This window comes from Rhodococcus sp. NPDC127593 (assembly GCF_042671975.1).
Taxonomy (GTDB): domain Bacteria; phylum Actinomycetota; class Actinomycetes; order Mycobacteriales; family Mycobacteriaceae; genus Rhodococcus_F.
In genome coordinates this window covers 74,418-101,090 of sequence record NZ_JBHXWI010000011.1, presented here as the reverse complement: position 1 = coordinate 101,090, position 26,673 = coordinate 74,418, and the positions used below count along the sequence as shown (strand labels likewise).

The 26,673-nt window shown below is 68.1% G+C and carries 24 protein-coding genes; 14 read left to right on the top strand and 10 right to left on the bottom strand.

Annotation, left to right across the window (positions count from 1 at the left end):
- Positions 1 to 105: 105 nt before the first annotated feature.
- From ACFVJ3_RS12525 to ACFVJ3_RS12515, 3 genes are all read left to right on the top strand, one after another.
- Positions 106 to 4,062 (top strand): DNA-directed RNA polymerase subunit beta', encoded by a 3,957-nt coding sequence (locus ACFVJ3_RS12525; RefSeq protein WP_378452351.1) that lies wholly within the window; start codon positions 106 to 108, stop codon positions 4,060 to 4,062.
- Positions 4,063 to 4,208: 146 nt separating this feature from the next.
- The gene (locus tag ACFVJ3_RS12520) at positions 4,209 to 5,441 is read left to right on the top strand and encodes a M23 family metallopeptidase (protein ID WP_378452350.1); all 1,233 of its coding nucleotides are present in this window, start codon (positions 4,209 to 4,211) and stop codon (positions 5,439 to 5,441) included.
- A 123-nt stretch (positions 5,442 to 5,564) separates the two neighbouring features.
- Positions 5,565 to 5,765 carry a hypothetical protein gene (locus ACFVJ3_RS12515; RefSeq protein WP_005258232.1) on the top strand — a complete coding sequence of 67 codons (201 nt, stop codon included), beginning with the start codon at positions 5,565 to 5,567 and terminating at the stop codon, positions 5,763 to 5,765.
- A 5-nt stretch (positions 5,766 to 5,770) separates the two neighbouring features.
- Here the strand turns inward: ACFVJ3_RS12515 and ACFVJ3_RS12510 are convergent, their stop codons facing one another.
- Positions 5,771 to 6,283, bottom strand: a complete 513-nt coding sequence (locus tag ACFVJ3_RS12510) for a SixA phosphatase family protein (protein ID WP_378452349.1) — start codon at positions 6,281 to 6,283, stop codon at positions 5,771 to 5,773.
- Between the two features lie 9 nt (positions 6,284 to 6,292).
- Entirely contained in the window at positions 6,293 to 7,306 is a 1,014-nt protein-coding gene (locus tag ACFVJ3_RS12505) for an aldo/keto reductase (protein ID WP_378452348.1), read from the bottom strand.
- Between the two features lie 134 nt (positions 7,307 to 7,440).
- On the opposite strand from ACFVJ3_RS12505, the gene ACFVJ3_RS12500 reads away from it, so the two are divergent.
- Positions 7,441 to 8,277 (top strand): helix-turn-helix transcriptional regulator, encoded by an 837-nt coding sequence (locus tag ACFVJ3_RS12500; RefSeq protein WP_378452347.1) that lies wholly within the window; start codon positions 7,441 to 7,443, stop codon positions 8,275 to 8,277.
- On the opposite strand, the gene ACFVJ3_RS12495 is transcribed toward ACFVJ3_RS12500, so the two are convergent.
- Positions 8,278 to 9,057, bottom strand: a complete 780-nt coding sequence (locus tag ACFVJ3_RS12495; RefSeq protein WP_378452346.1) for an acyl-[acyl-carrier-protein] thioesterase — start codon at positions 9,055 to 9,057, stop codon at positions 8,278 to 8,280.
- A 153-nt stretch (positions 9,058 to 9,210) separates the two neighbouring features.
- Here ACFVJ3_RS12495 and ACFVJ3_RS12490 point away from each other — a divergent pair, with 153 nt between their 5' ends.
- From ACFVJ3_RS12490 to ACFVJ3_RS12460, 7 genes are all read left to right on the top strand, one after another.
- On the top strand, positions 9,211 to 10,872 hold the full coding sequence (locus ACFVJ3_RS12490; protein ID WP_378452345.1) for an FAD-dependent oxidoreductase: 1,662 nt from the start codon (positions 9,211 to 9,213) through the stop codon (positions 10,870 to 10,872).
- Between the two features lie 37 nt (positions 10,873 to 10,909).
- Entirely contained in the window at positions 10,910 to 11,875 is a 966-nt protein-coding gene (locus tag ACFVJ3_RS12485) for an NADPH:quinone oxidoreductase family protein (RefSeq protein WP_378452344.1), read from the top strand.
- 107 nt (positions 11,876 to 11,982) lie between these two features.
- Complete coding sequence (locus ACFVJ3_RS12480) at positions 11,983 to 12,453, top strand: MarR family winged helix-turn-helix transcriptional regulator (protein WP_378452343.1); 471 nt, start codon at positions 11,983 to 11,985, stop codon at positions 12,451 to 12,453.
- Positions 12,450 to 13,979, top strand: a complete 1,530-nt coding sequence (locus ACFVJ3_RS12475; protein WP_378452342.1) for a DHA2 family efflux MFS transporter permease subunit — start codon at positions 12,450 to 12,452, stop codon at positions 13,977 to 13,979. The genes ACFVJ3_RS12480 and ACFVJ3_RS12475 overlap by 4 nt, the downstream gene beginning before the upstream one ends.
- 145 nt (positions 13,980 to 14,124) lie before the next feature.
- Entirely contained in the window at positions 14,125 to 15,222 is a 1,098-nt protein-coding gene (locus ACFVJ3_RS12470; RefSeq protein WP_378452341.1) for an LLM class flavin-dependent oxidoreductase, read from the top strand.
- Positions 15,206 to 15,652, top strand: a complete 447-nt coding sequence (locus ACFVJ3_RS12465; RefSeq protein ID WP_378452340.1) for a MarR family winged helix-turn-helix transcriptional regulator — start codon at positions 15,206 to 15,208, stop codon at positions 15,650 to 15,652. Before ACFVJ3_RS12470 ends, ACFVJ3_RS12465 begins: the two co-directional genes overlap by 17 nt.
- A 19-nt stretch (positions 15,653 to 15,671) precedes the next feature.
- Positions 15,672 to 16,649 carry a pirin family protein gene (locus tag ACFVJ3_RS12460; RefSeq protein WP_378452339.1) on the top strand — a complete coding sequence of 326 codons (978 nt, stop codon included), beginning with the start codon at positions 15,672 to 15,674 and terminating at the stop codon, positions 16,647 to 16,649.
- A 12-nt stretch (positions 16,650 to 16,661) separates the two neighbouring features.
- Here ACFVJ3_RS12460 and ACFVJ3_RS12455 read toward each other — a convergent pair whose 3' ends face one another.
- The 3 genes from ACFVJ3_RS12455 to ACFVJ3_RS12445 are packed head-to-tail and all read right to left on the bottom strand — an operon-like array spanning position 16,662 to position 18,633.
- Entirely contained in the window at positions 16,662 to 17,606 is a 945-nt protein-coding gene (locus ACFVJ3_RS12455) for a serine/threonine dehydratase (protein WP_378452338.1), read from the bottom strand.
- A 31-nt stretch (positions 17,607 to 17,637) separates the two neighbouring features.
- On the bottom strand, positions 17,638 to 18,066 hold the full coding sequence (locus tag ACFVJ3_RS12450; RefSeq protein ID WP_378452337.1) for a PaaI family thioesterase: 429 nt from the start codon (positions 18,064 to 18,066) through the stop codon (positions 17,638 to 17,640).
- 3 nt (positions 18,067 to 18,069) lie between these two features.
- A complete protein-coding gene (locus ACFVJ3_RS12445; RefSeq protein ID WP_378452336.1) occupies positions 18,070 to 18,633 on the bottom strand; it encodes a TetR/AcrR family transcriptional regulator in 564 nt (187 codons plus the stop codon).
- 90 nt (positions 18,634 to 18,723) lie between these two features.
- Between ACFVJ3_RS12445 and ACFVJ3_RS12440 the strand changes: the two genes are divergently transcribed.
- Positions 18,724 to 19,926 (top strand): adenylate cyclase regulatory domain-containing protein, encoded by a 1,203-nt coding sequence (locus ACFVJ3_RS12440; protein ID WP_378452335.1) that lies wholly within the window; start codon positions 18,724 to 18,726, stop codon positions 19,924 to 19,926.
- Positions 19,927 to 20,005: 79 nt separating this feature from the next.
- A complete protein-coding gene (locus ACFVJ3_RS12435) occupies positions 20,006 to 20,311 on the top strand; it encodes a hypothetical protein (protein ID WP_378452334.1) in 306 nt (101 codons plus the stop codon).
- 2 nt (positions 20,312 to 20,313) lie between these two features.
- Here the strand turns inward: ACFVJ3_RS12435 and ACFVJ3_RS12430 are convergent, their stop codons facing one another.
- Entirely contained in the window at positions 20,314 to 20,874 is a 561-nt protein-coding gene (locus ACFVJ3_RS12430) for a TetR family transcriptional regulator (protein WP_378452333.1), read from the bottom strand.
- 76 nt (positions 20,875 to 20,950) lie between these two features.
- On the opposite strand from ACFVJ3_RS12430, the gene ACFVJ3_RS12425 reads away from it, so the two are divergent.
- Complete coding sequence (locus tag ACFVJ3_RS12425) at positions 20,951 to 22,423, top strand: FAD-dependent oxidoreductase (protein WP_378452436.1); 1,473 nt, start codon at positions 20,951 to 20,953, stop codon at positions 22,421 to 22,423.
- On the opposite strand, the gene pepN is transcribed toward ACFVJ3_RS12425, so the two are convergent.
- The 3 genes from pepN to ACFVJ3_RS12410 are packed head-to-tail and all read right to left on the bottom strand — an operon-like array spanning position 22,413 to position 26,635.
- The gene (gene pepN / locus ACFVJ3_RS12420; RefSeq protein ID WP_378452332.1) at positions 22,413 to 24,923 is read right to left on the bottom strand and encodes an aminopeptidase N; all 2,511 of its coding nucleotides are present in this window, start codon (positions 24,921 to 24,923) and stop codon (positions 22,413 to 22,415) included. The genes ACFVJ3_RS12425 and pepN overlap by 11 nt on opposite strands.
- A 37-nt stretch (positions 24,924 to 24,960) precedes the next feature.
- Positions 24,961 to 25,815: a DMT family transporter gene (locus tag ACFVJ3_RS12415; protein WP_378452331.1), complete on the bottom strand. Its 855-nt coding sequence runs from the start codon at positions 25,813 to 25,815 to the stop codon at positions 24,961 to 24,963.
- A 19-nt stretch (positions 25,816 to 25,834) separates the two neighbouring features.
- Positions 25,835 to 26,635, bottom strand: a complete 801-nt coding sequence (locus ACFVJ3_RS12410; protein ID WP_378452330.1) for a crotonase/enoyl-CoA hydratase family protein — start codon at positions 26,633 to 26,635, stop codon at positions 25,835 to 25,837.
- Positions 26,636 to 26,673: the final 38 nt, after the last annotated feature.

Genomic DNA, 26,673 nt, shown 5'->3' with positions numbered 1-26,673 from the left:
GGGTCCTGAGAAATCAGGGTCCGGGGGCGTAGTTCACATTTGAATTGGCAGTCAGGTATCGGCGGCCACCGCTGATCCACAATCCCTCTGGGGAAAGGAAGTTACGTGCTCGACGTCAACTTCTTCGATGAACTCCGCATTGGCCTCGCCAGTGCAGAGGACATCCGCAATTGGTCCTACGGCGAGGTCAAGAAGCCGGAGACCATCAACTACCGCACGCTCAAGCCCGAGAAGGACGGCCTCTTCTGCGAGAAGATCTTCGGCCCCACCCGGGACTGGGAGTGCTACTGCGGTAAGTACAAGCGTGTCCGCTTCAAGGGCATCATCTGTGAGCGCTGCGGTGTCGAGGTGACCCGCGCCAAGGTTCGGCGTGAGCGCATGGGACACATCGAACTGGCTGCCCCGGTCACCCACATCTGGTATTTCAAGGGCGTGCCCAGCCGTCTCGGCTACCTGCTCGACCTGGCGCCGAAGGATCTCGAAAAGATCATCTACTTCGCCGCGTACGTCATCGTCGGTGTCGACGAGGAACTGCGTCACAACGAGCTGTCCACTCTCGAAGCCGAGATGCAGGTCGAGAAGAAGTCCGTCGCGGATCAGCGTGACGCCGACCTCGAGGCCCGCGCGCAGAAACTCGAAGCCGACATCGCCGAGCTGGAGGCGGAGGGCGCGAAGTCCGACGTCCGCCGCAAGGTCAAGGACGGCGGCGAGCGCGAGATGCGTCAGCTCCGTGACCGCGCGCAGCGTGAGCTGGACCGTCTCGACGAGATCTGGACCACCTTCACCAAGCTGAGTGTCAAGCAGCTCATCGTCGACGAGCTGCTGTACCGCGAGCTGGTCGACCGCTACGGCGAATACTTCACCGGTGCCATGGGCGCCGAGTCGATCCAGAAGCTCATGGAGACCTTCGACATCGACGCCGAAGCCGAGAACCTCCGCGAGACCATCCGCAGCGGCAAGGGGCAGAAGAAGCTCCGCGCCCTGAAGCGTCTCAAGGTCGTGGCAGCGTTCCAGACGAACCGGAACTCGCCGATGGGCATGGTTCTCAACGCCGTCCCGGTGATCCCGCCGGAGCTGCGTCCGATGGTTCAGCTCGACGGTGGCCGCTTCGCCACCTCCGACCTGAACGACCTGTACCGCCGCGTGATCAACCGCAACAACCGCCTCAAGCGACTGATCGACCTCGGTGCCCCCGAGATCATCGTCAACAACGAGAAGCGGATGCTGCAGGAGTCCGTGGACGCGCTGTTCGACAACGGCCGTCGTGGCCGTCCGGTCACCGGTCCCGGTAACCGTCCGCTGAAGTCCCTGAGCGATCTGCTCAAGGGCAAGCAGGGTCGATTCCGGCAGAACCTGCTCGGCAAGCGCGTCGACTACTCGGGTCGTTCCGTCATCGTCGTCGGCCCGCAGCTCAAGCTGCACCAGTGCGGTCTGCCGAAGCTGATGGCTCTCGAGCTGTTCAAGCCGTTCGTGATGAAGCGCCTGGTCGACCTGAACCACGCGCAGAACATCAAGTCCGCCAAGCGCATGGTGGAACGTCAGCGCGCACAGGTGTGGGACGTCCTCGAAGAGGTCATCGCCGAGCACCCCGTGCTGCTGAACCGTGCACCGACGCTGCACCGCCTGGGCATCCAGGCCTTCGAGCCGCAGCTGGTCGAGGGTAAGGCCATTCAGCTCCACCCGCTGGTGTGTGAGGCCTTCAACGCCGACTTCGACGGTGACCAGATGGCTGTGCACCTTCCGCTGTCCGCGGAGGCGCAGGCCGAGGCTCGCATCCTGATGCTGTCGTCGAACAACATCCTGTCGCCCGCGTCGGGTCGACCGCTCGCCATGCCCCGTCTGGACATGGTCACCGGTCTGTACCACCTGACACGTCTGGACGAGGGTGTTATCGGTGAGCTCGTTGCTGCCGGCCACGACCAGGCAGAGCAGGGCGTGTACTCCTCGCCCGCCGAGGCGCAGATGGCGGTCGACCGTGGCGCTCTCACCGTGCAGTCCCTGATCAAGGTGCGTCTGACGACTCAGCGTCCGCCGCGTGACTTGGAAACAGAGCTGTTCCCCGAGGGTTGGAACTACGGTGACGGCTGGACCGCAAAGACAACGCTGGGTCGCGTGCTCTTCAACGAGCTGCTCCCCGCGGACTACCCATTCGTCAACGAGCAGATGCCGAAGAAGCGTCAGGCGACGATCATCAACGATCTCGCCGAGCGGTACCCCATGATCGTGGTCGCGCAGACCGTCGACAAGCTGAAGGACGCAGGGTTCTACTGGGCCACGCGTTCGGGTGTCACCATCTCCATCTCCGACGTCCTCGTGCCGCCGGAGAAGGCTCAGATCATGGAGTCCTTCGAGGCTCAGGCCGATCAGATCGAGAAGAAGTACCAGCGTGGTGCTCTGAACAAGACCGAGCGCAACAGCGCACTGGTCAAGATCTGGTCCCAGGCCACCGACGAGGTCGGTAAGGCCATGGAGGCGCACTTTCCCGACGACAACCCGATCCCGATGATCGTGAAGTCCGGCGCCGCCGGCAACATGACTCAGGTTCGTTCGCTCGCCGGTATGAAGGGTCTGGTGACCAACCCGAAGGGTGAGTTCATCCCGCGTCCGATCAAGTCTTCCTTCAAGGAAGGCCTGACCGTTCTCGAGTACTTCATCAACACGCACGGTGCTCGTAAGGGTCTGGCAGATACCGCACTCCGTACCGCCGACTCGGGTTACCTGACCCGTCGTCTGGTGGACGTCTCGCAGGACGTCATCGTCCGCGAGGAGGATTGTGGAACCGAGCGGGGCATCATCACCACGATCGCGGAGAAGCAGGCCGACGGCTCGATGATCCGCGACGCTCACGTGGAGACGAGCACCTACGCTCGTACCCTGTCAGCCGATGCGGTGGACGAGAACGGCAACGTCGTCGTCCAGCGCGGACACGACCTGGGCGACCCGGCAATCGACGCACTGCTCGAGGCGGGCATCACGAAGGTCAAGGTCCGTTCGGTGCTCACCTGCACCACGGGAACCGGCGTCTGCGCCACCTGCTACGGCCGTTCGATGGCCACCGGCAAGCTGGTCGACATCGGTGAGGCCGTCGGTATCGTCGCCGCCCAGTCCATCGGTGAGCCCGGTACCCAGCTGACCATGCGTACCTTCCACCAGGGTGGTGTCGCCGGAGAAGACATCACCGGTGGTCTGCCGCGTGTCCAGGAGCTGTTCGAGGCCCGCGTCCCCAAGGGCAAGGCCCCGATCGCCGACGTCACCGGACGCGTGCAGCTCGAGGACGGCGACCGCTTCTACAAGATCACCATCGTCCCGGACGACGGTGGCGAAGAGGTTGTCTACGACAAGCTCTCGAAGCGTCAGCGTCTGCGTGTCTTCAAGCACGACGACGGCACCGAACGCCTTCTGGCCGACGGTGACCACGTCGAGGTCGGTCAGCAGCTCATGGAAGGTGCTGCCGATCCGCACGAGGTGCTGCGTGTCATGGGCCCCCGTCAGGTGCAGATCCACCTCGTCAACGAGGTCCAGGAGGTGTACCGGAGCCAGGGTGTGTCGATTCACGACAAGCACATCGAGGTCATCGTGCGCCAGATGCTGCGTCGCGTGACGATCATCGACTCGGGCGCCACGGAGTTCCTGCCCGGTTCGCTGACCGAGCGTGCGGACTTCGAAGCGGCGAACCGTCGCGTCGTCGCCGAGGGTGGCGAGCCGGCAGCCGGACGTCCGGTGCTGATGGGTATCACCAAGGCATCGCTGGCGACCGACTCGTGGCTGTCCGCGGCGTCGTTCCAGGAGACCACTCGCGTCTTGACCGATGCGGCGATCAACTGCCGCTCGGACAAGCTGATCGGTCTGAAGGAAAACGTGATCATCGGAAAGCTGATCCCCGCCGGTACCGGTATCAACCGTTACCGCAACATCCAGGTTCAGCCGACCGAAGAGGCCCGCGCTGCTGCGTACGCGGTTCCGTCCTACGACGACCAGTACTACAGCCCGGACGGCTTCGGCCAGAACACCGGTGCCGCGGTGCCGCTGGACGATTACGGTTTCAGCAACGATTACCGGTAGGCGCTCCGCGCCCGTGAGTGGTTGACGAGTCCCAGGACTCGCCGAGCACTCACCAAGGACGAAGGCCCCACCCCTCTCTCTTCGGGGGTGGGGCCTTCATCTGTCTCCATGCCTTGTCGCCTGATGTTCGCCGTTGCTAGCGTCGGATGATGGCCCGGTCGAGGTTCGCCATCGCACTCCTACTGGCCGTCGTCGTGGGAGCCGCGACTTCCTGCACCGCCTCGGACACCCAGCAGAGCGAGGCGACGTCGTCGGCGGCGCCGGCCACGTCCGCCGGTCCCGCGGTGCTCACGCCGGTGGTCGCGGACGTGGTGGCCGCACCGATCCCGGTGACGGGCAGCGACGGTCGCGTGCACCTGGCCTACGAACTGCGGCTGACGAACACCGGTTCGCAGCCGGCGACGATCACGTCGCTGCAGGTGAAGGGTGACGGCCGCACACTGGTGAACCTGAGCGGTGATGCGCTGACGCCGTGGTTCCAGGCCCTCGGCGGAGGTCCGAAGACCGGCACCGTCCTCGCCCCCGGACAGCAGGGACTCGTGTGGATCGACGCGACACTGAACAGTCCCGACGACGTGCCCGGCAGCCTCGGCCATGTCGTGAACGTCGACTTCCCGCAGGCGACGTCGCTCGTGCCGTCGCAGCTCGCCGAGAACGTGGCCGACACGGAAGTCGACACCCGCGACGCCGTCCGGATCCGCGCTCCCCTCGACGGTCCGCGGTGGCTCGACGGCACCGGCTGCTGCACGGTCACGTCTCACCGCGCGGCCGTGCTGCCGATCAACGGCCGGATGCTCGCCGCCGAGCGGTTCGCGATCGATTTCGTCCAGCTCGACGAGCAGGGACGCATCTACGTCGGCGACAAGACTCAGCTGTCGAGCTACGAGTACTACGGCGCACCGGTCCGCGCGGTGTCGGACGGCAAGGTGATCGCCGTCGTGGGCAATCTGTCGGAACAGGTTCCGGGTGCCAGTCCGCAGGGACTTCCCCTCGACCAGTACGGCGGGAACCACGTCGTCCAGGACATCGGGAACGGGCGGTACGCGTTCTACGCGCACCTGCAGCCCGGCAGTGTGGACGACATCAGCGTCGGGCAGGACCTGCGGGCGGGCGACCAGATCGGGTTGCTGGGCAACAGCGGAAACACCGACGCGCCGCATCTGCACTTCCATCTGATGGACGGGCCGGACTATCTGGCGTCGAACGGCATTCCGTTCGAGTTCGAGAACTTCGACCTCGACGGGCGGGTGACGGGAGAGAGCTTCGAGGCCGCTGCCACCGCCGGCGCCCCGGTGGTCGACGAGGCGGGGACGCCGACCGGGTCGCGCACCGACGAGATGCCGCTGTACCTCGACGTCGCGACGTTCCCGGGCAGTTAGCCGAGGATCCCGCGCTCGACGAACCGGGTGAGTGCGGCGATGCCGTCGAGCGGGTTCTCGTCCCGTGAAGACTATCCTCGACCACACCTGTCCGATATGCGTGGTTCGCTGAACGGAGACGAGATGTCCGAGAAGAAGATCGATCGCGTCAAGACCGAGTCGGCACTCGAAGTGCTGCGGGAAAGCCCCACGATCGCACTCATCACCGTGGCACCGGCACTGGTCGTCTTCGGGGTGGTCTGGTGGCTGTTCGGATTCTGGTCGGCCCTCGTGCTGGTCCTGATTCTGGGTGTCGTCGCCGTCGTCGGCCGGAAGCTGTTCTGAGGCCGCTACCGCGGAACGTGGAACGCGGCGAGTGACGCCGCGCTCGACGTGAGTTCGTTCCAGTCGCACGGTACCGTGAGGACGGCGAGCGCGGACGTCGGGAACTTCTCCCGCATCAGGTCGGCGTCCCCGGTGTCGGGGTTGCCCGCCAGATCCAGAGCCGTCGACGGCATGCCGGGAACATGCCCGACCACGAGCAGCGTGCGCACCGACGGTTCGACCCGCACGATCTCCATGAGCACCTCGGACGGGTACGCGCCGTAGAGCTCCGCGGCGAACCGGGCGGGAGCGCCGACCCGGGTCGCCTCCAACGTTTCCCGGGTGCGGCGAGCGGTCGAACACAGCACGGCGTCGATCGGCGGCTGGGTCGACCGCAGCCACTCACCGGCCAGACCGGCCTGCTTCCGTCCGCGCGGCGCCAACGGCCGCTCGTGATCTGCGACCCCCTCCGGGTACGCCGACTTGCCGTGGCGCATCAGGATCAGGGTGCGATTCCGCGACGAGCTGTGCGAGGCCATGGCTAGACGCTAGCGCCCCACGCCGGCGCGTTCACTGTCGAGCTGGGCCATTTGCGCGGGCGGGTAGCGGTCCCCGGCGACTGCGGTGTCGGGAACCGCTGCGGCGATGGCCGCGAGGTCACCGGCGCCGAGGTGGACGTCGAGTGCGCCGAGCGTCTCCTCGAGCCGGGCGACGGTGCGCGCTCCGACGACGGGCACGATGTCGTCGCCCTGGGCGAGAACCCACGCGATCGCCATCTGCGCGACGCTCACCCCGTGTTGCGCGGCCACGGCGGCGAGCGAGTCGACGAGGGTGAGGTTCTGCCGGAGGTTCTCGCCCTGGAACCGGGGGCTGTGCGCGCGGAAGTCGTCGGCCGCGAGGGTCTGATCGGTGCGCAGCGAGTCGCTGAGCAGGCCCCGGGAGAGCACGCCGTAGGCCGTCACGCCGATCCCGAGTTCCCGGCAGAGCGGGAGGATCTCGGCCTCGATACCCCGGGAGATGAGCGAGTACTCGATCTGAAGGTCCACGATCGGGTGCACCGCCGCCGCGCGGCGAAGGGTCTCGGGACCCACCTCGGACAGACCGATGTGGCGCACGTAGCCGGCCTCGACGAGTTCGCTGATCGTTCCGACGGTGTCCTCGATCGGCACGTCGGGGTCGAGACGAGCGGGGCGGTAGATGTCGATGTAGTCGACGCCGAGACGCTGCAGCGAGTACGCGAGGAAGTTCCGGATCGACTCGGGTCGCGTATCGACTCCGGCCCACGTGCCGCCGGGACCGCGCAGGCCGCCGAACTTGACGCTGAGGGTCACGTCCTCCCGTCGGCGGCCGGCGAGGGCCTTGCCGATCAGCGACTCGTTGTGGCCCGATCCGTAGAAGTCCCCGGTGTCGACGAGGTCGATTCCGGCGTCGAGCGCCTTGTGGATGGTGGCGACGGATTCCACGTCGTCCGTCCTGCCGTACATCCCGGACATGCCCATGGCGCCGAGGCCGAGCCGGCTGACGGTGGGACCGGTGGTTCCGAGTGCGGTGGTGCTGATCATGTTCTGCTCCGATGGTCTGTGTCTGTTCCGGACTGACACCAGCGTCGCCGTCGCCGGGGGCGGCAACCAGAGACCGTTCATCGGGGGACCGGCGATCCCTGGCAGCGTCCCGGTGGGTCCGGCACAGTTGATGCATGAACCGCTCCGAGTTGGCCGACTTCCTCCGCCGTCGCAGGGAACAGCTGGTTCCGGCCGACGTCGGGCTGCCACCGGGAGTCCGCCGTCGGACGCCGGGGCTCCGGCGCGACGAGGTGGCGATGCTCGCGGGAATGTCGACGGACTACTACACGCGACTCGAGCAGGCACGCGGCCCGCATCCGTCGACACAGGTCCTGGCGTCGATCGCGCGGGCGCTGCGGCTGACCGACGATCAGCGAGACCATCTCTACCTGTTGTCGGGTCAGGTTCCGCCGATGCGGGCCGCGGGCAACAAGCACGTCGGACCGGGGCTGCTGCATTTGCTCGACAAGCTCGACGACACCCCGGGCTGCGTGATCTCGGACCTCGGGGAAGTGCTGGTCCAGAACCGCATGCACGTGATCCTGTTCGGCGACGCGTCCCGGTATTCGGGTCTCGATCGTTACGTGCCGTGGCGGTGGTTCGCGCACCCCGGTGAGCGCGGGATGTTCCCCGAGGACGATCACGAGCGTCTCGCCGGAAATCACGTCGCGGATCTGCGGGCGACGGCTGCCCGGCGGGCCGGTGACGCCGACGTGACGGAACTGGTGCACCGCCTCTACGAGAGCAGCGCCGAATTCGCGGCGCTCTGGGACAGGCACGATGTGGCCGTCCGCCGGTCCGACACGAAGACCGTCCTCCACGACGAGGTCGGACGCATCGACCTCGTCTGCGAGACGCTGCTGACCCCGAGCGCCTACCAGCACCTGCTCGTGTACATGCCGCAGCCGGGCTCCGACGCGCGGGCCAGGCTCGACCTGTTGCGGGTGATCGGCACCCAGCAGATGGTCTGATCAGGCGGCGAGTGGCCCGACCCGGGCCACGGCACGCAGGGCGTCGTCGACCAGGAACCACACGGTCAGCGACGTGTCGTCCCGCCGCGACCGCAGGACGATCTCGTCGGTCGACACGATGGGCGAGAGGTACTCGAGCACGGCGCGATGGGGGTTGTCGACGAGGCGGCCGCCGCCCGGATGCTCGTGGTCGGCGAGCAATTCTTCGACGGCCTGCCAGTAGACGGCATTGTTGACGTGGTCGAACGGGTCGATGTCGGTGCGGCGCAGGACGAATTCGGTGTCCACGATGCCGTCCTCGTCGGCGGCCGGAGCGTTCTCGACGAGCCACCGCTTCCACTTGAGCCGGTGTTCCTCCGCGGACTCACCGAGGCGTTCGATGAATCCGTCGTCGATGCGGGTGGGCATTCCCGTTTCGCCGCTGATGTGGATCCAGAAACCTTCGGTCTCGATGAGGGCGCCCGCCTCACCCTCGATCTGAACCCGCATGTTCGTCCAGCGGGTCGACAGTGCGGAGCACCAGCGCCGGAGGTGTACCCGCTCGGGCCACACCGCCGGCCGTACGACGTCGATGACGGTCCGCCGGACGATCCATAGCGGGTGGCTGTCGGCGGCGTCGACCGCGTCGAGGTTGTCCAGGCCCGCGTCCTGCAGATAGCGGGCGATCCCGTCGAGGCGCAGGCGCTTGGCGGCATCGATGTCGCCGGTGCGGACCGGCCAGGACGTCTCGAAGAAGCGGCCGAGTGCGGGGGGAGCGGCGAGGGGTCGGTCGAGTGCCAAGATGCGGTTCCTTCGCTCGTGGGCGGAGCCCCGATTCTTCCATCCCGGCGCCGGTGCTTGTTTGCGGACGCGATTCTCAGTACAGTTCATATAACTGTTACTACGTGTAACACGAACGAGCTCGATGGTCCGGACAGGTATGAGGAAACCGCAATGGCATATGTCATCACCCAGGCGTGCTGCAACGACGCGAGCTGCGTCTCCGCATGCCCCGTGAACTGCATCCACCCGACGCCGGAGGAGCGGGAATTCGCGCAGACCGAGATGCTGCACATCGACCCGGAAACCTGCATCGACTGCGGGGCCTGCGTCGATGCCTGTCCGGTCGACGCGATATTCCCGGAAGACAAGCTCATCGGCTCGCTCACCCGCTACAAGGACATCAACGCCGAGTACTACACGACCAACCCCATGCCGACCGGGTGGATCCCCCTCACGCCCGCGACCCCGCCGCGCCGCGACCTCGGCAAGCTCCGGGTCGCCGTCGTCGGCGCCGGCCCCGCGGCCTGCTACGCCGCGGGTGAATTGCTCGAACGCTCGGACGTCGAGGTCGAGATGTTCGAGAAGCTCCCGACCCCGTGGGGGCTCGTTCGCGCGGGTGTCGCGCCCGACCACCCCGGCACCAAGGAGGTGACCCGGATGTTCGAGTGGAGCCTCGACCGGCCGAACTTCGAGTTCCACCTCAACGTGGAGGTCGGCAGGCACGTCACCCACGACGAGCTGCTGGAGAATCACCACGCCGTCATCTACGCCGTCGGGGCGTCGAGCGACCGGCGTCTGGGAATCCCGGGCGAGGATCTTCCCGGCGTTCACGCCGCCACCGAGTTCGTGGCCTGGTACAACGGCCACCCGGACTACGCGGAGCGCACGTTCGACCTGTCCGCGAAGCGCGCGGTGATCGTCGGCAACGGCAACGTCGCGCTCGACGTGGCCCGCATCCTCACGATGAACGTCGAGGAGCTGGAACGGACGGACATCGCCGATCACGCCCTCGCCGCGCTGCGTCGCAGCAACGTCGAGGAGGTCGTGCTCCTCGGCCGCCGCGGGCCCGCGCAGGCCGCCTACAGCAACCCCGAGTTCCTGGCGCTCGGCGACCTCGGGAACGTGGACGTCGTCATCGACGACGCCGACCTCGACCTCGACCCGGCCAGCGAGGCACTGCTGGGCGATCCGGCCACGGCGATGAAGGTCCGGCTGGCGCGGGAGTTCGCGCAGCGTGCCCCGCGGCCCGGTCACAAGCGCATCGTGTTCCGCTACCTGACGTCGCCGCTCGAGGTCGCCGGTTCCGGCAAGGCCGAGGCCCTGCGCTACGGACGCAACGAACTGGTGGTCGACGAGTCCGGCACGTTGTCCGCCCGGGCTCGGGGCGAGGAGGGCTCGCTGGACACCTCGCTCGTGCTGCGCTCCATCGGGTACCGCGGCAACCCCGTCGGCGGTGTCGCGTTCGACGAGAAGCGCGGCGTGATCCCCAACGAGCACGGCCGGGTCACCGACCGGGTGTACGTGACCGGATGGATCAAGCGCGGTCCCAGCGGCGTCATCGGCACCAACAAGGCGTGCGCCAGGGAGACGGTGTCGTCGCTGCTCGCGGATTTCGAGGCCGGAAAGCTCCTCGGCACGGTCGGCACCCGCAAGGACGTGAAGAAGGTCATCGAGCGGCGCCAGCCGGAACAGATCGGCTTCGCCGGCTGGCGTGCGATCGACAAGGCGGAGACCGGCCGGGCGGCGGGGTCCGGCCGGCCCCGCGTGAAGATGACCGACAAGGTCGAGCTGGTGTCGGTCGCCCGGAGGCGGAAGCGGCTCTTCGCTCGTTGACGCCTCTCGCCACCCCTGCGCGTCTACTGTTTCGAGCATGCGCGCAGTGGTGGTGACGGAGCTGTCGGGGCCGGGCGGCATGACGCTGCAGGACGTACCCGAACCGGCGTCCGAGGGACTCGTTCTGATCGACGTCAAGGCCAGCGGGGTGTGCTTCCCCGACCTGCTGATCAGCTACGGCAAATATCAGCTCGGCCCCGATTTGCCGTTCGTTCCCGGCGCCGAAGTCGCGGGTGTGGTGGTGTCGGCACCGGCCGACAGCGGATTCGAGCCCGGTCACCGTGTGCTCGCGGCGTCGCAGGTAGGCGGTTACGCCGAACGGGTCGCGGTGCCGCCGGCGCAGGTGCTGCACATCCCGGCGAACCTGGATTTCGAGGAAGCGGCGTCGCTGATCATCAACTACCAGACGATGGAATTCGCGCTGGAGCGCCGGGCTCGGCTGCGGGCGGGTGAAACTGTCGTCGTCCTCGGTGCGGCGGGTGGGGTGGGGACGTCGACCATCCAGCTGGCCAAGGCGCACGGCGCCCGCGTGATCGCGGTGGTGCGGCGGGACGGGGCCGACGACTTCCTACGCGAACTGGGGGCCGACGAGGTCGTCCGCCTCGGCGCCGGCTGGGGCGCCCGGGTCCGTGAGTTGACCGGCGGTCGGGGCGCGCAGATCGTGGTCGACCCGGTCGGCGGCGACGCCTTCGACGAGGCCGTTCGGGTGCTTGCCCCGGAAGGCCGGCTGGTCGTGATCGGTTTCGCGGGAGGGACGATTCCCGAGGTGAAGGTGAACCGGGTGCTGTTCCGCAACATCAGCATCGTGGGTGCGGCGTGGGGCGAGTTCATCCGGACCGAGCCGAATGCGCTGGAAGAGGTGCATGCCGCGCTGATCCGGCACGTGGAACGTGGATTGCGTCCCGTGGTCACGTCCCGGTATCCGCTCGAGGAGGCCGCGGACGCGCTGCGTGATCTCGAGGCCGGGCTCGTGCTGGGCAAAGCGGTGCTCGTCCAGGACTGAACCCGCAGGTCGAAGGTGCCGTCGGGGAATGTGATACCGGACACCATTTATTCGGTTGCGCCATAGTTGCCCTTGGGCAATAGTTGCATGAGCGCTAGCATTCGAGGGTGCCCGACAAATCTCCTGATCTTCTCTTCGAACTACTCAACGATTTCTTCACCCAACTGTTGAGTGCGGGGGAGTCGGAGTCGATGGACAACCTCATCGAGCTGGACCTCACGTTTTCGCAGGTGCGCATGCTCTTCGCGCTGGTTCAGCACGGTGAGCCACTTCCGATCAACGAGGTGGCCGAGCGGTTGCGGCTCTCGGTGGCCGCAGCGGGTCGGAACGTCGATCAACTCGTGAAACTGGGTTTGGTCGTTCGCCGGGAAGACGAACGCGACCGGCGGGTCAAGCGGGTCTCCTTGTCGGAGGCTGGACATAAGGTCGCTACCCAGCACCTCGAATGCAAGCGTGATCAGTTGCGACGGTTCGCATGGCGGGTTCCGGAGATCGAGCGGACTCGGCTGATCGAGGCACTACAACCGATCCTCGCGGGGGAGTCCCTGCGAGAACTCAACCAGGAGATATTCGGATGACATCGCCGACCGCCGCGAACGCGGCGCCCGACAAGCTCGACGGCACGGTCCTCAAGATCGCGTCCGTGGTGGTGCTCGGTGCCATCATGTCGATCCTCGACGTGACCGTGGTCAGCGTCGCGTTGCCGACGTTCGCCACGGAGTTCGACACCACCTACGCCACCGTCGCATGGACGATGACCGCGTACACACTCGCCCTGGCCACGGTCATCCCCGTCACCGGGTGGGCGGCCGACCGGTTCGGCACCAAGCGCCTCTACATGACGGCGCTCGTGCTGTTCGTCCTCGGCTCGGTGCTGTGTAGCTTCGCGTGGGACATCACCTCGCTCATCGGCTTCCGCGTCCTGCAGGGCCTCGGCGGCGGCATGTTGATGCCGCTCGGCATGACGATCATGACGAAGGCAGCAGGCCCCGACCGCGTCGGCCGGGTCATGGCGGTTCTCGGAATCCCCATGCTGCTCGGCCCCATCGGTGGCCCGATCCTCGGCGGCTGGCTGATCGAGGCGGCGAGCTGGCACTGGATCTTCCTGATCAACCTGCCCATCGGCATCATCGCACTGGCCGCTGCGTTCATCATCCTGCCGTCCGACAACGCGTCGCCCTCCGAGTCCTTCGACTTCCTCGGCATGCTGCTGCTCTCGCCGGGTCTGGCTCTGTTCCTGTTCGGTGTGTCGTCCATCCCGGAGGTGGGCACGGTCGCTTCGGCTCGCGTGCTCGTGTCCGGTGCGATCGGCCTGGCGCTGATCGTCGCGTTCGTCTTCCACGCACTCCGCAAGGATCACCCGCTGATCGACCTGCACCTGTTCAAGAACCGGCAGCTGTCGGTCGCGGTCATCACGACTTCGCTGTTCATCGTCGCGTTCATGGGTGCGGGTCTGCTGTTCCCCAGCTACTTCATCCAGGTCGGCGGGCACACCACGCTCGCGGCCGGTCTGCTGATGGCTCCGCAGGGTATCGGCGCGATGCTGACCATGCCGGTGGCCGGACGTCTGGTCGACAAGATCGGGCCCGGCAAGATCGTGCTATCGGGTCTGCCGCTGATCCTGATCGGTCTGGGTGTCTTCACGCAGGTGGCGTCGGACTCGCCGACCTGGCTGCTGATGGGTGCGCTGTTCGTGATGGGCATGGGCATGGGTTGCACGATGATGCCGCTGATGACGGCAGCGATCGTCACGCTGTCCAACGAGCAGGTCGCGCGCGGTTCGACACTGATGAACATCGTCCAGCAGACCGCCGGTTCGATCGGTACCGCCGTCATGTCGGTGGTCCTCACCAACCAGCTGCTCGATCGCGGTCTCGACAGTCAGACGGTCGCGATGCAGCACGTGCCCGAGGTCGCCGCACAGGAGCCTCCCGGAATGGTGGACCAGGTCCTGAGCCAGGCCGCCGATGCATTCGGCAACACGTTCCTGGTCGCTACCGTGCTGATCGCGTTGACGCTCATCCCGGCGTTCCTGCTGCCGCGGAAGAAGTCGGTCAACCCGCATCTCGAGGCCGAAGGTGCCCCGACGGTCATGATGCACTGATCGGGCTCGTTCGATCCGAACGTCGCCGAGGGCGGCAAGCGCATTGCGCTTGCCGCCCTCGGCCGTTTTCGGAATAGGACGAAGAGGTTGAATGTTGCAATAGGTTCATGCAAACGCATGGAGTTCTGGCGCGAGAGGAACAGCTATGCAGTTCGGAATCTTCACCGTCGGCGACGTGACCCCCGATCCCACCACCGGCCGCACCCCCACCGAGCATGAGCGCATCAAGGCGATGACGACCATCGCCAAGCACGCGGAGGACGTCGGGCTCGACGTGTTCGCCACCGGCGAGCACCACAACCCGCCGTTCGTGCCGTCGTCCCCGACCACGATGCTCGGCTACCTCGCGGCGCAGACCGAGAAGATCATCCTGTCGACGTCCACGACGCTGATCACCACCAACGACCCGGTGAAGATCGCCGAGGACTACGCGATGTTGCAGCACCTCGCGGACGGCCGGATGGATCTCATGATGGGCCGCGGAAACACGGCCCCCGTCTACCCGTGGTTCGGTCAGGACATCCGCCAGGGCATTCCGCTGGCGCTCGAGCACTACCGGCTGCTCCGCCGGCTGTGGGACGAGGACGTCGTGGACTGGCAGGGACAGTTCCGCACCCCGCTCCAGGGCTTCACGTCCACGCCGCGCCCGCTCGACGGCATCCCGCCCTTCGTGTGGCACGGCTCGATCCGCAGCCCGGAGATCGCCGAGATCGCGGCGTTCCACGGTGACGGCTTCTTCGCCAACAACATCTTCTGGCCCAAGGAGCACTACATCGCGCTGATCGACCTCTATCGCGAGCGGTACGAGCACTACGGTCACGGCCGCGCGGACCAGGCGATCGTCGGACTGGGCGGGCAGGTGTTCATGCGCCGGAACGCCAAGGACGCCGTCGACGAGTTCCGGCCCTACTTCGACAACGCACCGGTCTACGGCCACGGACCGAGTCTCGAGGACTTCACCGATCAGACCCCGCTGACCGTCGGCACACCGGAGCAGGTAATCGAGAAGACCCTGACATTCGCCGACTTCTTCGGCGACTACCAGCGGCAACTGTTCCTCGTCGACCATGCGGGACTACCCCTGAAGACGGTGCTCGAGCAGCTGGATCTGCTCGGCGGCGAGGTCGTGCCCGTGCTGCGCAAGGAGTTCGCTGCCCGGCGACCTGCCGGCGTGCCGGACAACCCGCCGACGCACGCGTCGATGAAGGCCGATCGCGAGCCGGTCGATGCCGCCCGTCAGTAGGACCGAACGAGCGGCCGAGGCGTGGGAGGCGCTCTTCCGCGCCCAGGTCGCGGTGATGCGCAACCTCGCCGCAGACGACGTGTGGGACGAGCTGAGCATGCGCGAATACGACGTGCTGTTCACCCTCGGCCGGGCACCCGGGCACAGACTGCGCCTGCATGATCTCAACCGGGAGATCCTGCTCAGCCAACCGTCGCTGAGCCGGCTCGTCGAGCGGCTGGCCGGCTCCGGATTCGTCACGCGGGAGTGCGATCCCGGCGACCGCCGCGGGACCGTCGTCGCCCTGACGGACGAGGGTGCGCGCGTTCAGAAGTCCGTCGGACGTCGGCACGCGGCGAGCATCCGGCGGCACGTCGGCCCGGCCCTGTCCGAGGCCGAACTCGACACGCTCTCCGAACTCTGCGCGAAACTGCGCGGCGCACAGGACTGACGGAAGGCACGATGGAACAGTGAGCAATCTGGAGACGAATTCGGTGGAAGAGCGGTGCGAGTCGCACCCCGACGGCGGGGGCATCCAGGTGCTCGGCGCGCGCGAGGTCCCGCTCGGCGGTCCCCGCGCGATGCCGGTCCGGCGGACCCTCCCGCAGCGGGAACGGTCGCTGATCGGAGCCTGGTGCTTCGCCGACCACTACGGACCGAACGACGTCGGGACGACGGGCGGGATGAACGTGCCGCCGCACCCGCACACGGGACTGCAGACGGTGAGCTGGCTGTTCACCGGCGAGATCGAACACCGCGACAGCATCGGTTCGCACGCGATGGTGCGTCCCGGTGAGCTCAACCTGATGACCGCGGGGCGGGGAATTGCGCACTCGGAGGTCTCGACACCGGAGACCCGCATCCTGCACGGCGCCCAGCTGTGGGTGGCGTTGCCGGCGTCGGCGCAGGACGCCGATCCGGCGTTCGAGACGTACGCACCCGATCCGGTCGAGCTGGACGGCGCCACCGTGCGGGTGTTCCTCGGGAGCACGGCGGGCTCGACGTCGCCGGTCCGCACGTTCACGCCGCTGCTCGGCGCCGAGATCCTTCTGGAGCCGGGTGCGGACGTCACCCTCGACATCGAGCGCGGCTTCGAGGTGGGGGTGCTCGTCGACGAGGGCGAGGTGCAGCTGCGCGGGACCACGGTGCGGTGGGCGGAACTCGGCTATCAGCCGCCCGGGGAGTCGCTGGTGGCGCTGCGGAACACGGGCGGGACCCGGGCCCGGCTGCTGCTGCTCGGCGGCGAGCCGTTAGGCGAGCAGGTGATCATGTGGTGGAACTTCCTCGGCCGCAGCCACGAGGACATCGTCGGCTACCGCCGTGACTGGCAGTCCGAGCTCCGGGGCGCGGCGCCCGCCGACCCCCGGTTCGGCACGGTCGAGGGTTACGACGGCGATCCGCTGCCCGCACCCGAACTGCCGAACAGCCGGCTGAAACCGCGCGGCTGAGACTTCGGCGGATCAGTAGCTGGTCAGCGACGTGTTGGCGCCGCAGAGCACCACGCAGAGCGGTTTGTCGTCGGCGGGGGCGAGCTGTCCGGTGACGATCGCGGCCAGCGCCGCGGCGGTGCCGTGCTCGACGACGATCCGGAACTCCTCCCACAGCAGCGTTCGCGCGTCGATCAGGGCGTCGTCGTCGACGATCAGGCTGGACACGGGCCGGGACCGGACGGTGTCCCAGGCGATGGAACCGATCTTGGTGGCGCCGAGGGAATCGCCGGCGATGCTGTCGATGTCGATGTCCACGGGTTGCCGGGCGGCGACCGCGGAGTGCAGCGTCGCCGCTCCGCTCGGTTCCACACCGCAGATGCTGTCGTCCTCGCCGCTGCCTGCGACGACACCGGAGAGCAGTCCGCCACCGCCGACGGCGATCACGTAGGACAGCGGCTCGGCGACGTCGTCCTGGATCTCGAGTGCGATGGTGCCCGCCCCGGCGACGATGTCGGGGAGATCGTAGGCGTGCAGGGCGAGGGCGTTCGCGGACGTCGCGAGTTCTTCCGCATACTCGGCTGCCTCGGCGTATCGAGCACCCACCTTGCGCACGTCCGCGCCGAGCGCGATCAGCTTGTCGATCTTGACGTCGGGTGCCGTGACGGGGACGACCACGGTGCACTTCACACCCCTGAGCCGCGACGCCCAGGCCGCTCCGATGGCGGCGTTCCCGCCGGACGCGATGACGACGCCCGCGTCGTCGAGTCGCCCGTCCTCCTCGGCGTGGAGCAGAGCGTTGAGGCTGCCCCGTACCTTGAACGAGCCACCGTACTGCAGGAACTCGAGTTTGAAGATCACCGGAACGGCGCCGTGCACGGTGGGGACGGTGGCACGGAACGTGGGAGTCCTGCGGATCAGGCCGGTGATGCGCTCACGCGCCCTGTCCACGGATGCGCGATCGACGGAGTGAGCCATGGTCCCATCGTTCCATCCCGTGCGGCCGCGACTACCGCGGCTGCTTGACCGTCGCCGTGCCCTGGGCGGCGGCGCACAGTACCTCGGAGCCGTCGTCCTGCACCGCGTAGATGTCGCACCGGCACAGCGCCTGGCGCCGGGTCGACGCGTCGGCTCGGGCGTCCGCCCGCAGCAGCACGCCCTGGGCGGGGCGGAGGTAGGTGATCGTGAAGCCCGCGGTCATGATGTTCGCGCCGAGCACGGTGCCCGCGGCGAACGTCAGAGCGTTGTCGGCGGCGTACGACAGGACACCGCCGTGCACGAAGCCGTTCTGTTGCCGCAGTTCGTCCCGGACGGGGATCTCGAGGGTGACGCCGCCCTCTCCGAACTGCGTCATGCGGGCGCCGACGAGCACGCTGAACGGCTGGGCCTCCAGCACGGCCTGTGCGGTGTCGGCGGTGAGTGCGACGTCGACTGTCATCCCTTACTCCTGATTCCGTAGCGAGTTCCACGCGGCGCGCGCCAGTTCGGGCGCCACCGCGGTGGGGTCGGTGGTCATGGCACCCGCGAGCCATTGGCGGGAGTACTCCTGAGCCGGGCCCAGCCACAGCGCGTACAGCACGTCGAAGTCGAATCGGCGGACCGTTCCGTAGTGTTCGTGGATTCGCCACCATTGGGTGACGTCGCGGAAGAACGCCGCGTTGGTGGAATCGGCTCGCTCGTCGATGCCCGGGGGCCGGGGCGCAGTGAGGATGACGGCCCGCTGCGGGTTGCCGGACACCCACTGCAGGTGGCGGACGACGGCGCCTTCCACCCCGGACCGCGCATCGGCGCATTCCGAGAGAGCGGCCCGGAATCCGTCCTGATAGTCGGCGAGCGCGCGTAACCAGACCTGGAGGTACAGCTCTTCCTTGTTCGGGAAGTGGTGGTAGACGGCTCCCACGCTGACACCGGCCTCGTGCCGGATGTCGGCGAGCCGCGTCGCGAGGACGCCGCGGCGGGCGAAATGGCCCTCCGCCGCATCCAGCAACAGACTTTGAATCGGCACATACCGAATATAGTTCGGTCGTGGTCGTGGGGGAAGGCGAGTTCGCAGGATTACGGCGAAGGGCGACGTTGTTCCTGGGACGATGAGGATGTGCGCATCCCGCGACAGCCCCGACGGATCACGCCCCGGACGGGACGTCTGGTGTCCCCGCCGCCTCGCCCGCTCCGACGCCCGGGTCCGCCACCCACACAACTCCACGAGTTCGAGGCCGCCGGCCTCCTCGACGGACTCAGCGGATCGGATCGCTCTGCGCGCATGGGGGTCCTGAACACCCTGATCGAGGACGGGGTGTCGATCGACGAACTCCGCGTCGCCTCGCGGGACGATCGCCTCGCGCACCTGCTGCTCGAGCACGCGCTGTCGCCGAAGGGCCGGTACAGCATCGACGAGATCTCCCAGAAGACCGGTGTCGCCGTGGAGGACGCCCGGCGGTGGTTCCGGGCGATCGGCCGGGGTGCGTCGGAGGACGGGACGTTCTACGACGACGGCGACCTCGACCTCGCGCGCGGACTCAAGCAGTACCGGGACCTGGGGCTCGACGAGAGCGGAATCTTCGCGGCCGCCCGGGTCCTCGGCCGCAACCTCTGGACGGTCGCCGACGCCGCGGACGCGCTCCTGCAGGAGCGACTCGAGGCGGCGCGCGATCACCCCGAGGTGGCTCTGCGATACGCGGTGGAGGTGCGTCGCATCGCGGATTTCGAGGCGCAGATCCTGGCTCACCTCATCGCTACCACTCTGCGCCACCAGTTGCGCTCCGATGCGGTGGGTATCGCCAGGGACTCGAACCTCCAGGTTCGGGGAGCGCAGGAGATCGGCGTCTGTTTCGCCGACCTCGTCGGATTCACGCTGCTCGGTGAGCAGGTGGCGCCCGCCGATCTGGGGCGGGTGGCCGAGCGGCTCGACGGGCTTGCCACCGATCTGGTGCTTCCGCCGGTGCGTCTGGTGAAGACGATCGGGGACGCCGTCATGATGATCTCGCCCGATCCCAACGCGTTGGCGTACACCGCGCTCGACCTCGTGCAGGCCGCACGCACCGAGGGGCTTCCGCCGTTGCGGGCCGGGATCGCCTGGGGCACGGCGGTGCCGAGCGCGGGCGACTGGTTCGGCAGGCCCGTCAACATGGCCAGTCGCGTCGTCGCGGTCGCACCGTCTCACGAGGTGGTCGTGACCGGCGAGTTCTACGACGAACTCGATACCGACGAATTCTGGGGCGAGCCGGCGGGCAGTCACCGGCTCAAGGGAATCGATGTCCCCCAAGAGCTCTTCGGGATCGGCCGCCGGTCCGTCGCCTGAACGGCGCTCCGAAAACGTGTCGTACCCTCGCGATACCGTGATGGCACAGCTCACAGAAGCACATCGAGTGAGGCGCATCATGACTGGCGATTCGGGCGCGGACTGGCATTTCTACGCGGTGGTCGAAACCGCGGTCGACGGCGGGCACACGCTCGCCGCGTTCGGGCCGCGGCCGACGGCGCTCGACGCCCTCCGGCTGGCCGTGCATTCTGTCAACCACACCGCGTATTCGGTTCTGGAACAGGGGATCGCGGGTGATCCGCGTGCCGAGGCGAGCGTCGTCGAGCGGTTTCCGATCACGTCGTTCACCATCAGGCGGCACCGCCGCAGCACGAGCGAGCTCGATGCCCGCTGGATGCTGAACGGCGGCAGGCATCACCGGTAGCGCTACCGCGGTTCCGTGGTGAGGTAGTACTCGAGCACGGGTCCGACCCAGCGCATCAGCTGTTCGTGCGTCATGTCCGCCACGGGCGGCACCCGGAGTATGTAGCGGGAGAAGGCGAGTCCGAGGACCTGCGACCCGACGAGGGCGGCGCGCTCGTCCGCGCGATCCGCCGTGACCACGGCGAGCGCGGGCGCCACCTGGCGGGCGAAGACCTGCAACATCGCGTCGGCGGCCCGCGGGCTGCTCGCCGCCGCCCGGAGCAGGGGGAGGAACGCGCCGTCGTTCTCCCACACCGCGAAGAAGCGCGGCATCAGCACGGTCGCGAGGTCCTTCGCGGGAACGTCGTGGAGATCGGGCAGGTGCAGATCGAACTCGGCGGCCTCGGCGAACAGCGATTCCTTGTTGCTGAAGTACCGGACCACCAGTGCGGGGTCGACGCCCACATCCGACGCGACGGCGCGCATCGTCGTGCGTTCGTAGCCGGCGGTGCCGAACCGGGCGCGGGCGGCGTCGAGTATCGCGGCGCGGGTGGCGACGGCGGAGCGGGCGCGGCGGTCAGGCATTTTCACAGTCTAAGTCAACGGCTGTTGACCTGACGCGCGGATGCGCCTACCGTCGAAGTCAACAGTTGTTGACTTGATGGGACACCTTTCGATCGGAGGCAACGTCATGAAGCACATCGACGTAGTGGTGATCGGCGCGGGACCCACCGGATGCATGCTCGCGGGCGAGTTGGCGACGGCGGGCCGATCGGTGACGGTGCTGGACAAGCGCGCCGCGCCTTCCACTCTCAGCCGCGCATTCGGCGTCCACGCCCGAACCCTCGAACTGCTCGACGCCCGCGGACTCGCCGACCGGCTCGTGGCCACCGGCGCCGCCTCACCAGGACTGAAGCTGTGGCGCGGTGCAGCACTCAACCTCGGGCGCCTGCGGTCCCGGTTCCCGTTCGTCCTCGTCACTCCCCAGCGGAACGTCGACGCCCTCCTGGAGGAGCGCGCTCGGGACCGCGGCGCCGACATCATCCGTGGTTTCACCGTGACCGGGGTGGAACAGGACCGGGACGGCGTCCGCGTTTCCGGCCACGACAGTTCGGGACGTGACAGCACATTCCACGCGACATATGCGGTCGGTGCGGACGGCGCGCACAGCGCGGTGCGGACGATGATCGGGCAGCCGTTCCCCGGCAAGGCCGTGCTGCGGTCGATCATGCTCGCCGACGTCGAACTCGAGAACCCACCGGACAATCTCGTGACCGTCAATGCCGTCCGCGACGGATTCGCGTTCATCGCACCGTACGGCGACAACCTGTTTCGGGTGATCGCCTGGAACCGGCGGCACCAGGTGGACGACACCGCGCCCGTCGACCGGGAGGAACTGCGCCGCACCATCGAAGTCGCGATGGGCACGGATCACGGACTCGGCGACGTGCGCTGGCAGTCGCGATTCCACAGCGACGAACGGCAGGTCCCGCAGTATCGGACTGGCCGGGTGTTTCTCGCGGGCGATGCAGCCCACGTGCATTCGCCTGCAGGCGGGCAGGGAATGAACACCGGTATTCAGGACGCCGTCAATCTCGGCTGGAAACTCGCGGCCGTCCTCGGCGGCGCGGACGACGCGGTGCTCGACACCTATCACTCCGAGCGGCACCCGGTGGGGCGGCTGGTTCTGCGGTCGAGCGGTGCCACGATGCGCATGATGATCGTCCGGCCGTGGATCCTGCGGAAGCTGCGGAACGGGGCAGTGGCGGCGCTTCTCGGCTTCCCGCCGGTCGGCGACGCGGTCGCCCGGATGTTCTCGGGTATCGGAATCGGGTACGGCCACGACGCCGGCGAGAGCACCCTGGTCGGCCGACGTGCCGAGGATCTGCCCACCGACGGCGGTCGGTTGTACGAGGTGATGCGCTCGGGCGGTTTCGTCCTGGTCACCGAGCCCGGGGCGCCTGTCCCCGGCTATGTCCACGCGGTGACCCGGACCGACGAGGGGCCCGCACTGCTCGTGCGTCCCGACGGCTACATCGCCTGGGCCGGCGACAGCACGTCCGGCCTGTGGCGGAGCGTCCTGGACCGGTGGACGGCCCGCACGTCGAACGGTGCCCGGCCGGTCAGCCGGTGACGTCCGACCGGCTGTTGAACGCCTGCGCTCGCAGGTCCCGGGCGAGATGATCCCGTTGCTCGAGCACCAGCCGACGCAACGCGGCGGGCGCATCGGCATTGGTGCCGAGCCATCCGTCCGCCGCGTCGAGTGCCGTCTCGGACGGGAACAGCCCGACCACGATCCGCCGCGCGATTTCGATACTGCGCTCCTCCCACACCGAGCGGATCGAGGCGAAGTAGCCGCCGGCGTACCCCCCGACGAGGTCGTGCCGGGCGCCTGCGCGGAACCCGGCGATGACCGCGCCGAGATGTTCGTTGGACAGTGTGCGGTCGTGGAAGATCGATTCCCAGGCCTTCGCCTTCACGTCCGGGTCCGGTCGCGAGAATGTTGCCCGCAGGTACGCGGTGCGGCCGGAGCCGGTGTCGTCGCGGCGCAGCTCACCGTCGAGGTCCGCGTCGTCGGCGTGCCCGGTGGCGGCGAGCGCGCCCCAGAATCCCCAGCGCAGATCCGGGTCGAGCGACAGCCCGGTCGGCGCCCGCCCGCCGGCCTCGAGAATCGACCGGATGCCGGCCGCGCGGCTGCCGTCCATCGCCGCCGCGGATGCCACCGCCCGTGCCCAGGCGAGCTGGCTTCCCGAACCCGGCGTGGCGTTCCACAACGCGCGCCAGGTGTGTTCGAGCCAGTCGAGACGGGCGGTGTCGCGCGCGGTCTCGGGGAGGAAGTGCTCGATCGCGTACGGGGCGTTGGCCAGCACCGACGTGAGGAGGGTCGGGTGCGCCTCCGTCGGTGAGAACCTCTGGGCCATCGACAGATACCGCGTGGCGCCCAGTTCGCTGTCGCGGGTCGCATTCCACAGCGACGACCAGATCAGGCCACGCGCCAGCGGGTCGCGCACCCGGTCGAGCGAGGTCTCGACGGTGGTCAGCGATCGGTCGTCGAGCCGCACCTTCGCGTACGTCAGGTCGGCGTCGTTGAGCAACACGAGCGGCGCGTCGGCGAGATCGACCGGGGTGTGGGCGTCGGTGAGGTCGACCTCGACCCGCTGCACGCACACGAGGTCGCCGGTGTCGTCGAAGTCGTAGCGCCCGACGCCGAGGCGGTGGGGACGCGGATCGGTCTGCACGATCGAGGCGCGTCCGTCGGCGTCCCGCTGCAGGCTCAGTGCGGACACGCCGGTTGTCTGCAACCAGGCGCGCGCCCAGCTCGTCAGGTCCCGGCCCGACGTCGCCGACAGTTCCGTCAGCAGATCCGTCAGGGTGGTGTTCCCGAAGGCGTGGGCGCGGAAGTAGCGGCGCGCCCCGTCGAAGAACGCGTCACGCCCGGCGTACGCGACGAGTTGTTTGAGGACACTGGCGCCCTTCGCGTACGTGATGCCGTCGAAGTTCAGTTTCGCGGCCTCGAGGTCGACGATGTCCGCGACGATCGGATGCGTCGTCGGCAACTGGTCCTGCAGGTACGCCCACGCCTTGCGGCGGTTGGCGAAGGCCACCCACGCGTCGGTCCACCGGGTGGCCTCCGCGTTGGCCAGTGCGCCCATGTAGTCGGCGAACGATTCCTTGAGCCACAGGTCGTCCCACCACACCATCGTGACGAGGTCGCCGAACCACATGTGAGCCATTTCGTGCAGGATCGTGTTCGCCCGGCCCTCGTACTGGGAGTCGGTGGCGGCGCCGCGGAACACGTACGCCTCGGTGAACGTCACGCAGCCGGGGTTCTCCATGGCGCCGAGGTTGTACTCGGGGACGAACACCTGGTCGTACTTGCCGAACGGGTAGGGGTAGTCGAAACCGTCCGTGAAGAACCCCAGCCCCTGCCGGGTGATCTCGAAGATCGTGTCGGCGTCGAGGTACTGCGCGAGGGAGGCCCGGCAGAGGACGCCCAGCGGGATCGTGCGGTCGCCGCCGCTCCACTCCGAGTCGACCCGGTGGTAGGGGCCGGCCACGACCGCGGTGATGTAGGTGGAGATCGGCAGGGTCGGCGTGAACGTGACGACCTGCCCGCCGGTGGTGTCCTCCCGCTCGGCGACCTGCTGGTTGGAGACCACCTCCCACTCCCGCGGCGCGGTGACGACGAACGTGAACGGCGACTTCAGGTCCGGCTGTTCGAAGCACGCGAACACTCGCCGCGCGTCCGCCGGTTCGTACTGCGTGTAGAGGTACGTCTGCCCGTCTGCCGGGTCGAGGAACCGGTGCAGACCCTCACCGGAGCGGCTGTACTCGCCGCGGGCGGCGACGGTCACGACGTTCGAATTCCGCAGTCCGGTCAACGCGATCCGGGCGCCGTCGTAGTCGACGGGCACGTCGGCGCCGTTGACCGTCACCGACTCCACACCGGCGCCGAGGAAGTCGAGCCACGTCGTGGACGTGCGGGCGGTGAACTCGACGGTGGTGGTGGTCGCGAACGTCCCGACCTCCGGGTCGACGGCGCCGAGTACGTCCAGTTCCACCCGATAGCCGAGAACCTCGATCGCGCGGGAACGTTCGGCGGTTTCGGCTCGGGTCAGGTTCGCGGTGCTCACGCGTCGATCCTGCCAGCCCGAACGGTCGGCCGTGCCGCTACCGGTTGCTCAGGACGGAGCCGACGCCGGCCGCGACGACGAGCGCGATCGCGGCCAGCGACTGCAGTCCGAGGACCTGCCCGAGCACGATCACCCCGGCGAGGGTCGCGGCCGCCGGCTCCAGCGCGATGAGCACGGCGAACACTTTCTTGCTCATCACCTGCAGCGCCCGCAGCTCGAGCGAGTACGGAATCACCGACGACAGCAGGGCCACCGCCGCGCCGACGGCCAGGATTCGGGGGTCGAACAGTGCGGTGCCGCCGGACACCGCGCCGAGCGGAAGCGTCAGGGCCGCCGCGACGATGCTCGCTCCGGCCAGGCCGTCCGCGCTGGGAACCGTCGCCGCGAGGTTCGAACCGGCGACGATGTAGCCGGCCCACGCCGCGCCGGCGGTGAGAGCGAATGCCACCCCCACGAGGTCGAGGGACTCGGCGCCCGAGTTCTCGCGCAGGCCGAGCATGACCACGCCGGTCAGCGCCGCCAGCACCCACACCCCGTCCCGGGGTCTTCGCGACAGCACGGCGGCGAGGGTGAGCGGACCCAGGAACTCGATGGTGACGGCGGTGCCGAGCGGGAGCCGCGCGAGGGCCTCGTAGAACGCCGAATTCATCACGGCCAGCGCCACTCCGAGCGCGAGGACACCCTCCCGCTGCGTCCGGGTCCACCGTCGCCACCGCGGCCGCACGATCACCCCGAGGATGAGCGCCGCGATCGTCAGCCGCAGCGACACCGCACCGCCGGCGCCCACCGTCTCGAACAGGGTGCTCGCGAAGGCGGCGCCGAACTGGACGGACAGCACCGATCCGAGGGCCGAGACGACGGGAAGAAGCTGACTGCGCGGCTCGGCTGTCACCGGTGTGCGACGCCCGGGTTCACTGGCCGGTGAAGTTCGGGCTGCGGCGATCGAGCATCGCACCGACCGCCTCGTGATGGTCCGCGGTGTGATGGGCGAGCGACTGCATGGCCGCCGACAGTTCGAGAAGGCTCTCGAGGCTCTGGTGACGCCCTTCGCGCAGCAGCTTCTTGGTCATCCGCAGCACCTGCGGCGGGTTGACCGCCACCCGGTCGGCGAGCGCCCGCGCCGCGCCGAGGAGTTCCCCGGGTTCGGTGACCTGCGAGACGAGTCCCCACTCCAGGGCCTTCGCGGCGTCGATCGCGTCACCGGTGAACGCCATCTCGCTGGCCCGCGCCATCCCGACGGCCTGCGGCAGGAACCAGGCGCCGCCGTCGCCGGGGACGAGTCCGACCTTGACGAAGCTCTCGGCGAACACGGCGGCCGTGGACGCGATCCGCATGTCGCACATCAGCGTCAGGTCGCATCCGGCGCCGATTGCAGGTCCGTTGACGGCGGCGATGGTCGGCACCTCGCAGTGGTAGAGGGCCAACGGGATGCGCTGGATGCCGTGCCGGTAACCCTGCCGCAGGTCGGCGGGGGAGCCGCCGAACATTCCGGCGCGGTCGCGCATGTGCTTGACGTTGCCGCCGGAGGAGAACGCCGAACCGGCACCGGTGACGATCGCGACGCGCACGCTGGGATCACCGTTGACGTCGGCCACCGCATTCTCGAGCGCCTCGATCACGTCCGGCTCGGAGATGGGGTTGCGCGCCTCCGGACGGTTGAGGGTCCAGGTGACGATGTCGCCATCGCGGGTGGTGAGCACGGCGTCGGTCATGGACGACTCCCTCGGGTGTGAGCGCGGATTCGAGACCG

Bases quoted from the DNA above. Each gene is read 5' to 3' on its own strand.
- ACFVJ3_RS12435 (WP_378452334.1), top strand. From the start codon at position 20,006: ATGACTGGCGATTCGGGCGCGGACTGGCATTTCTACGCGGTGGTCGAA.
- ACFVJ3_RS12505 (WP_378452348.1), bottom strand. From the start codon at position 7,306: ATGATCAGCACCACCGCACTCGGAACCACCGGTCCCACCGTCAGCCGG.
- ACFVJ3_RS12455 (WP_378452338.1), bottom strand. From the start codon at position 17,606: ATGGCTCACTCCGTCGATCGCGCATCCGTGGACAGGGCGCGTGAGCGC.
- ACFVJ3_RS12485 (WP_378452344.1), top strand. From the start codon at position 10,910: ATGCGCGCAGTGGTGGTGACGGAGCTGTCGGGGCCGGGCGGCATGACG.
- ACFVJ3_RS12475 (WP_378452342.1), top strand. From the start codon at position 12,450: ATGACATCGCCGACCGCCGCGAACGCGGCGCCCGACAAGCTCGACGGC.
- ACFVJ3_RS12515 (WP_005258232.1), top strand. From the start codon at position 5,565: ATGTCCGAGAAGAAGATCGATCGCGTCAAGACCGAGTCGGCACTCGAA.
- ACFVJ3_RS12450 (WP_378452337.1), bottom strand. From the start codon at position 18,066: ATGACAGTCGACGTCGCACTCACCGCCGACACCGCACAGGCCGTGCTG.
- ACFVJ3_RS12430 (WP_378452333.1), bottom strand. From the start codon at position 20,874: ATGCCTGACCGCCGCGCCCGCTCCGCCGTCGCCACCCGCGCCGCGATA.
- ACFVJ3_RS12500 (WP_378452347.1), top strand. From the start codon at position 7,441: ATGAACCGCTCCGAGTTGGCCGACTTCCTCCGCCGTCGCAGGGAACAG.
- ACFVJ3_RS12520 (WP_378452350.1), top strand. From the start codon at position 4,209: ATGATGGCCCGGTCGAGGTTCGCCATCGCACTCCTACTGGCCGTCGTC.
- ACFVJ3_RS12425 (WP_378452436.1), top strand. From the start codon at position 20,951: ATGGGACACCTTTCGATCGGAGGCAACGTCATGAAGCACATCGACGTA.
- ACFVJ3_RS12490 (WP_378452345.1), top strand. From the start codon at position 9,211: ATGGCATATGTCATCACCCAGGCGTGCTGCAACGACGCGAGCTGCGTC.
- ACFVJ3_RS12465 (WP_378452340.1), top strand. From the start codon at position 15,206: ATGCCGCCCGTCAGTAGGACCGAACGAGCGGCCGAGGCGTGGGAGGCG.
- ACFVJ3_RS12470 (WP_378452341.1), top strand. From the start codon at position 14,125: ATGCAGTTCGGAATCTTCACCGTCGGCGACGTGACCCCCGATCCCACC.
- ACFVJ3_RS12410 (WP_378452330.1), bottom strand. From the start codon at position 26,635: ATGACCGACGCCGTGCTCACCACCCGCGATGGCGACATCGTCACCTGG.
- ACFVJ3_RS12510 (WP_378452349.1), bottom strand. From the start codon at position 6,283: ATGGCCTCGCACAGCTCGTCGCGGAATCGCACCCTGATCCTGATGCGC.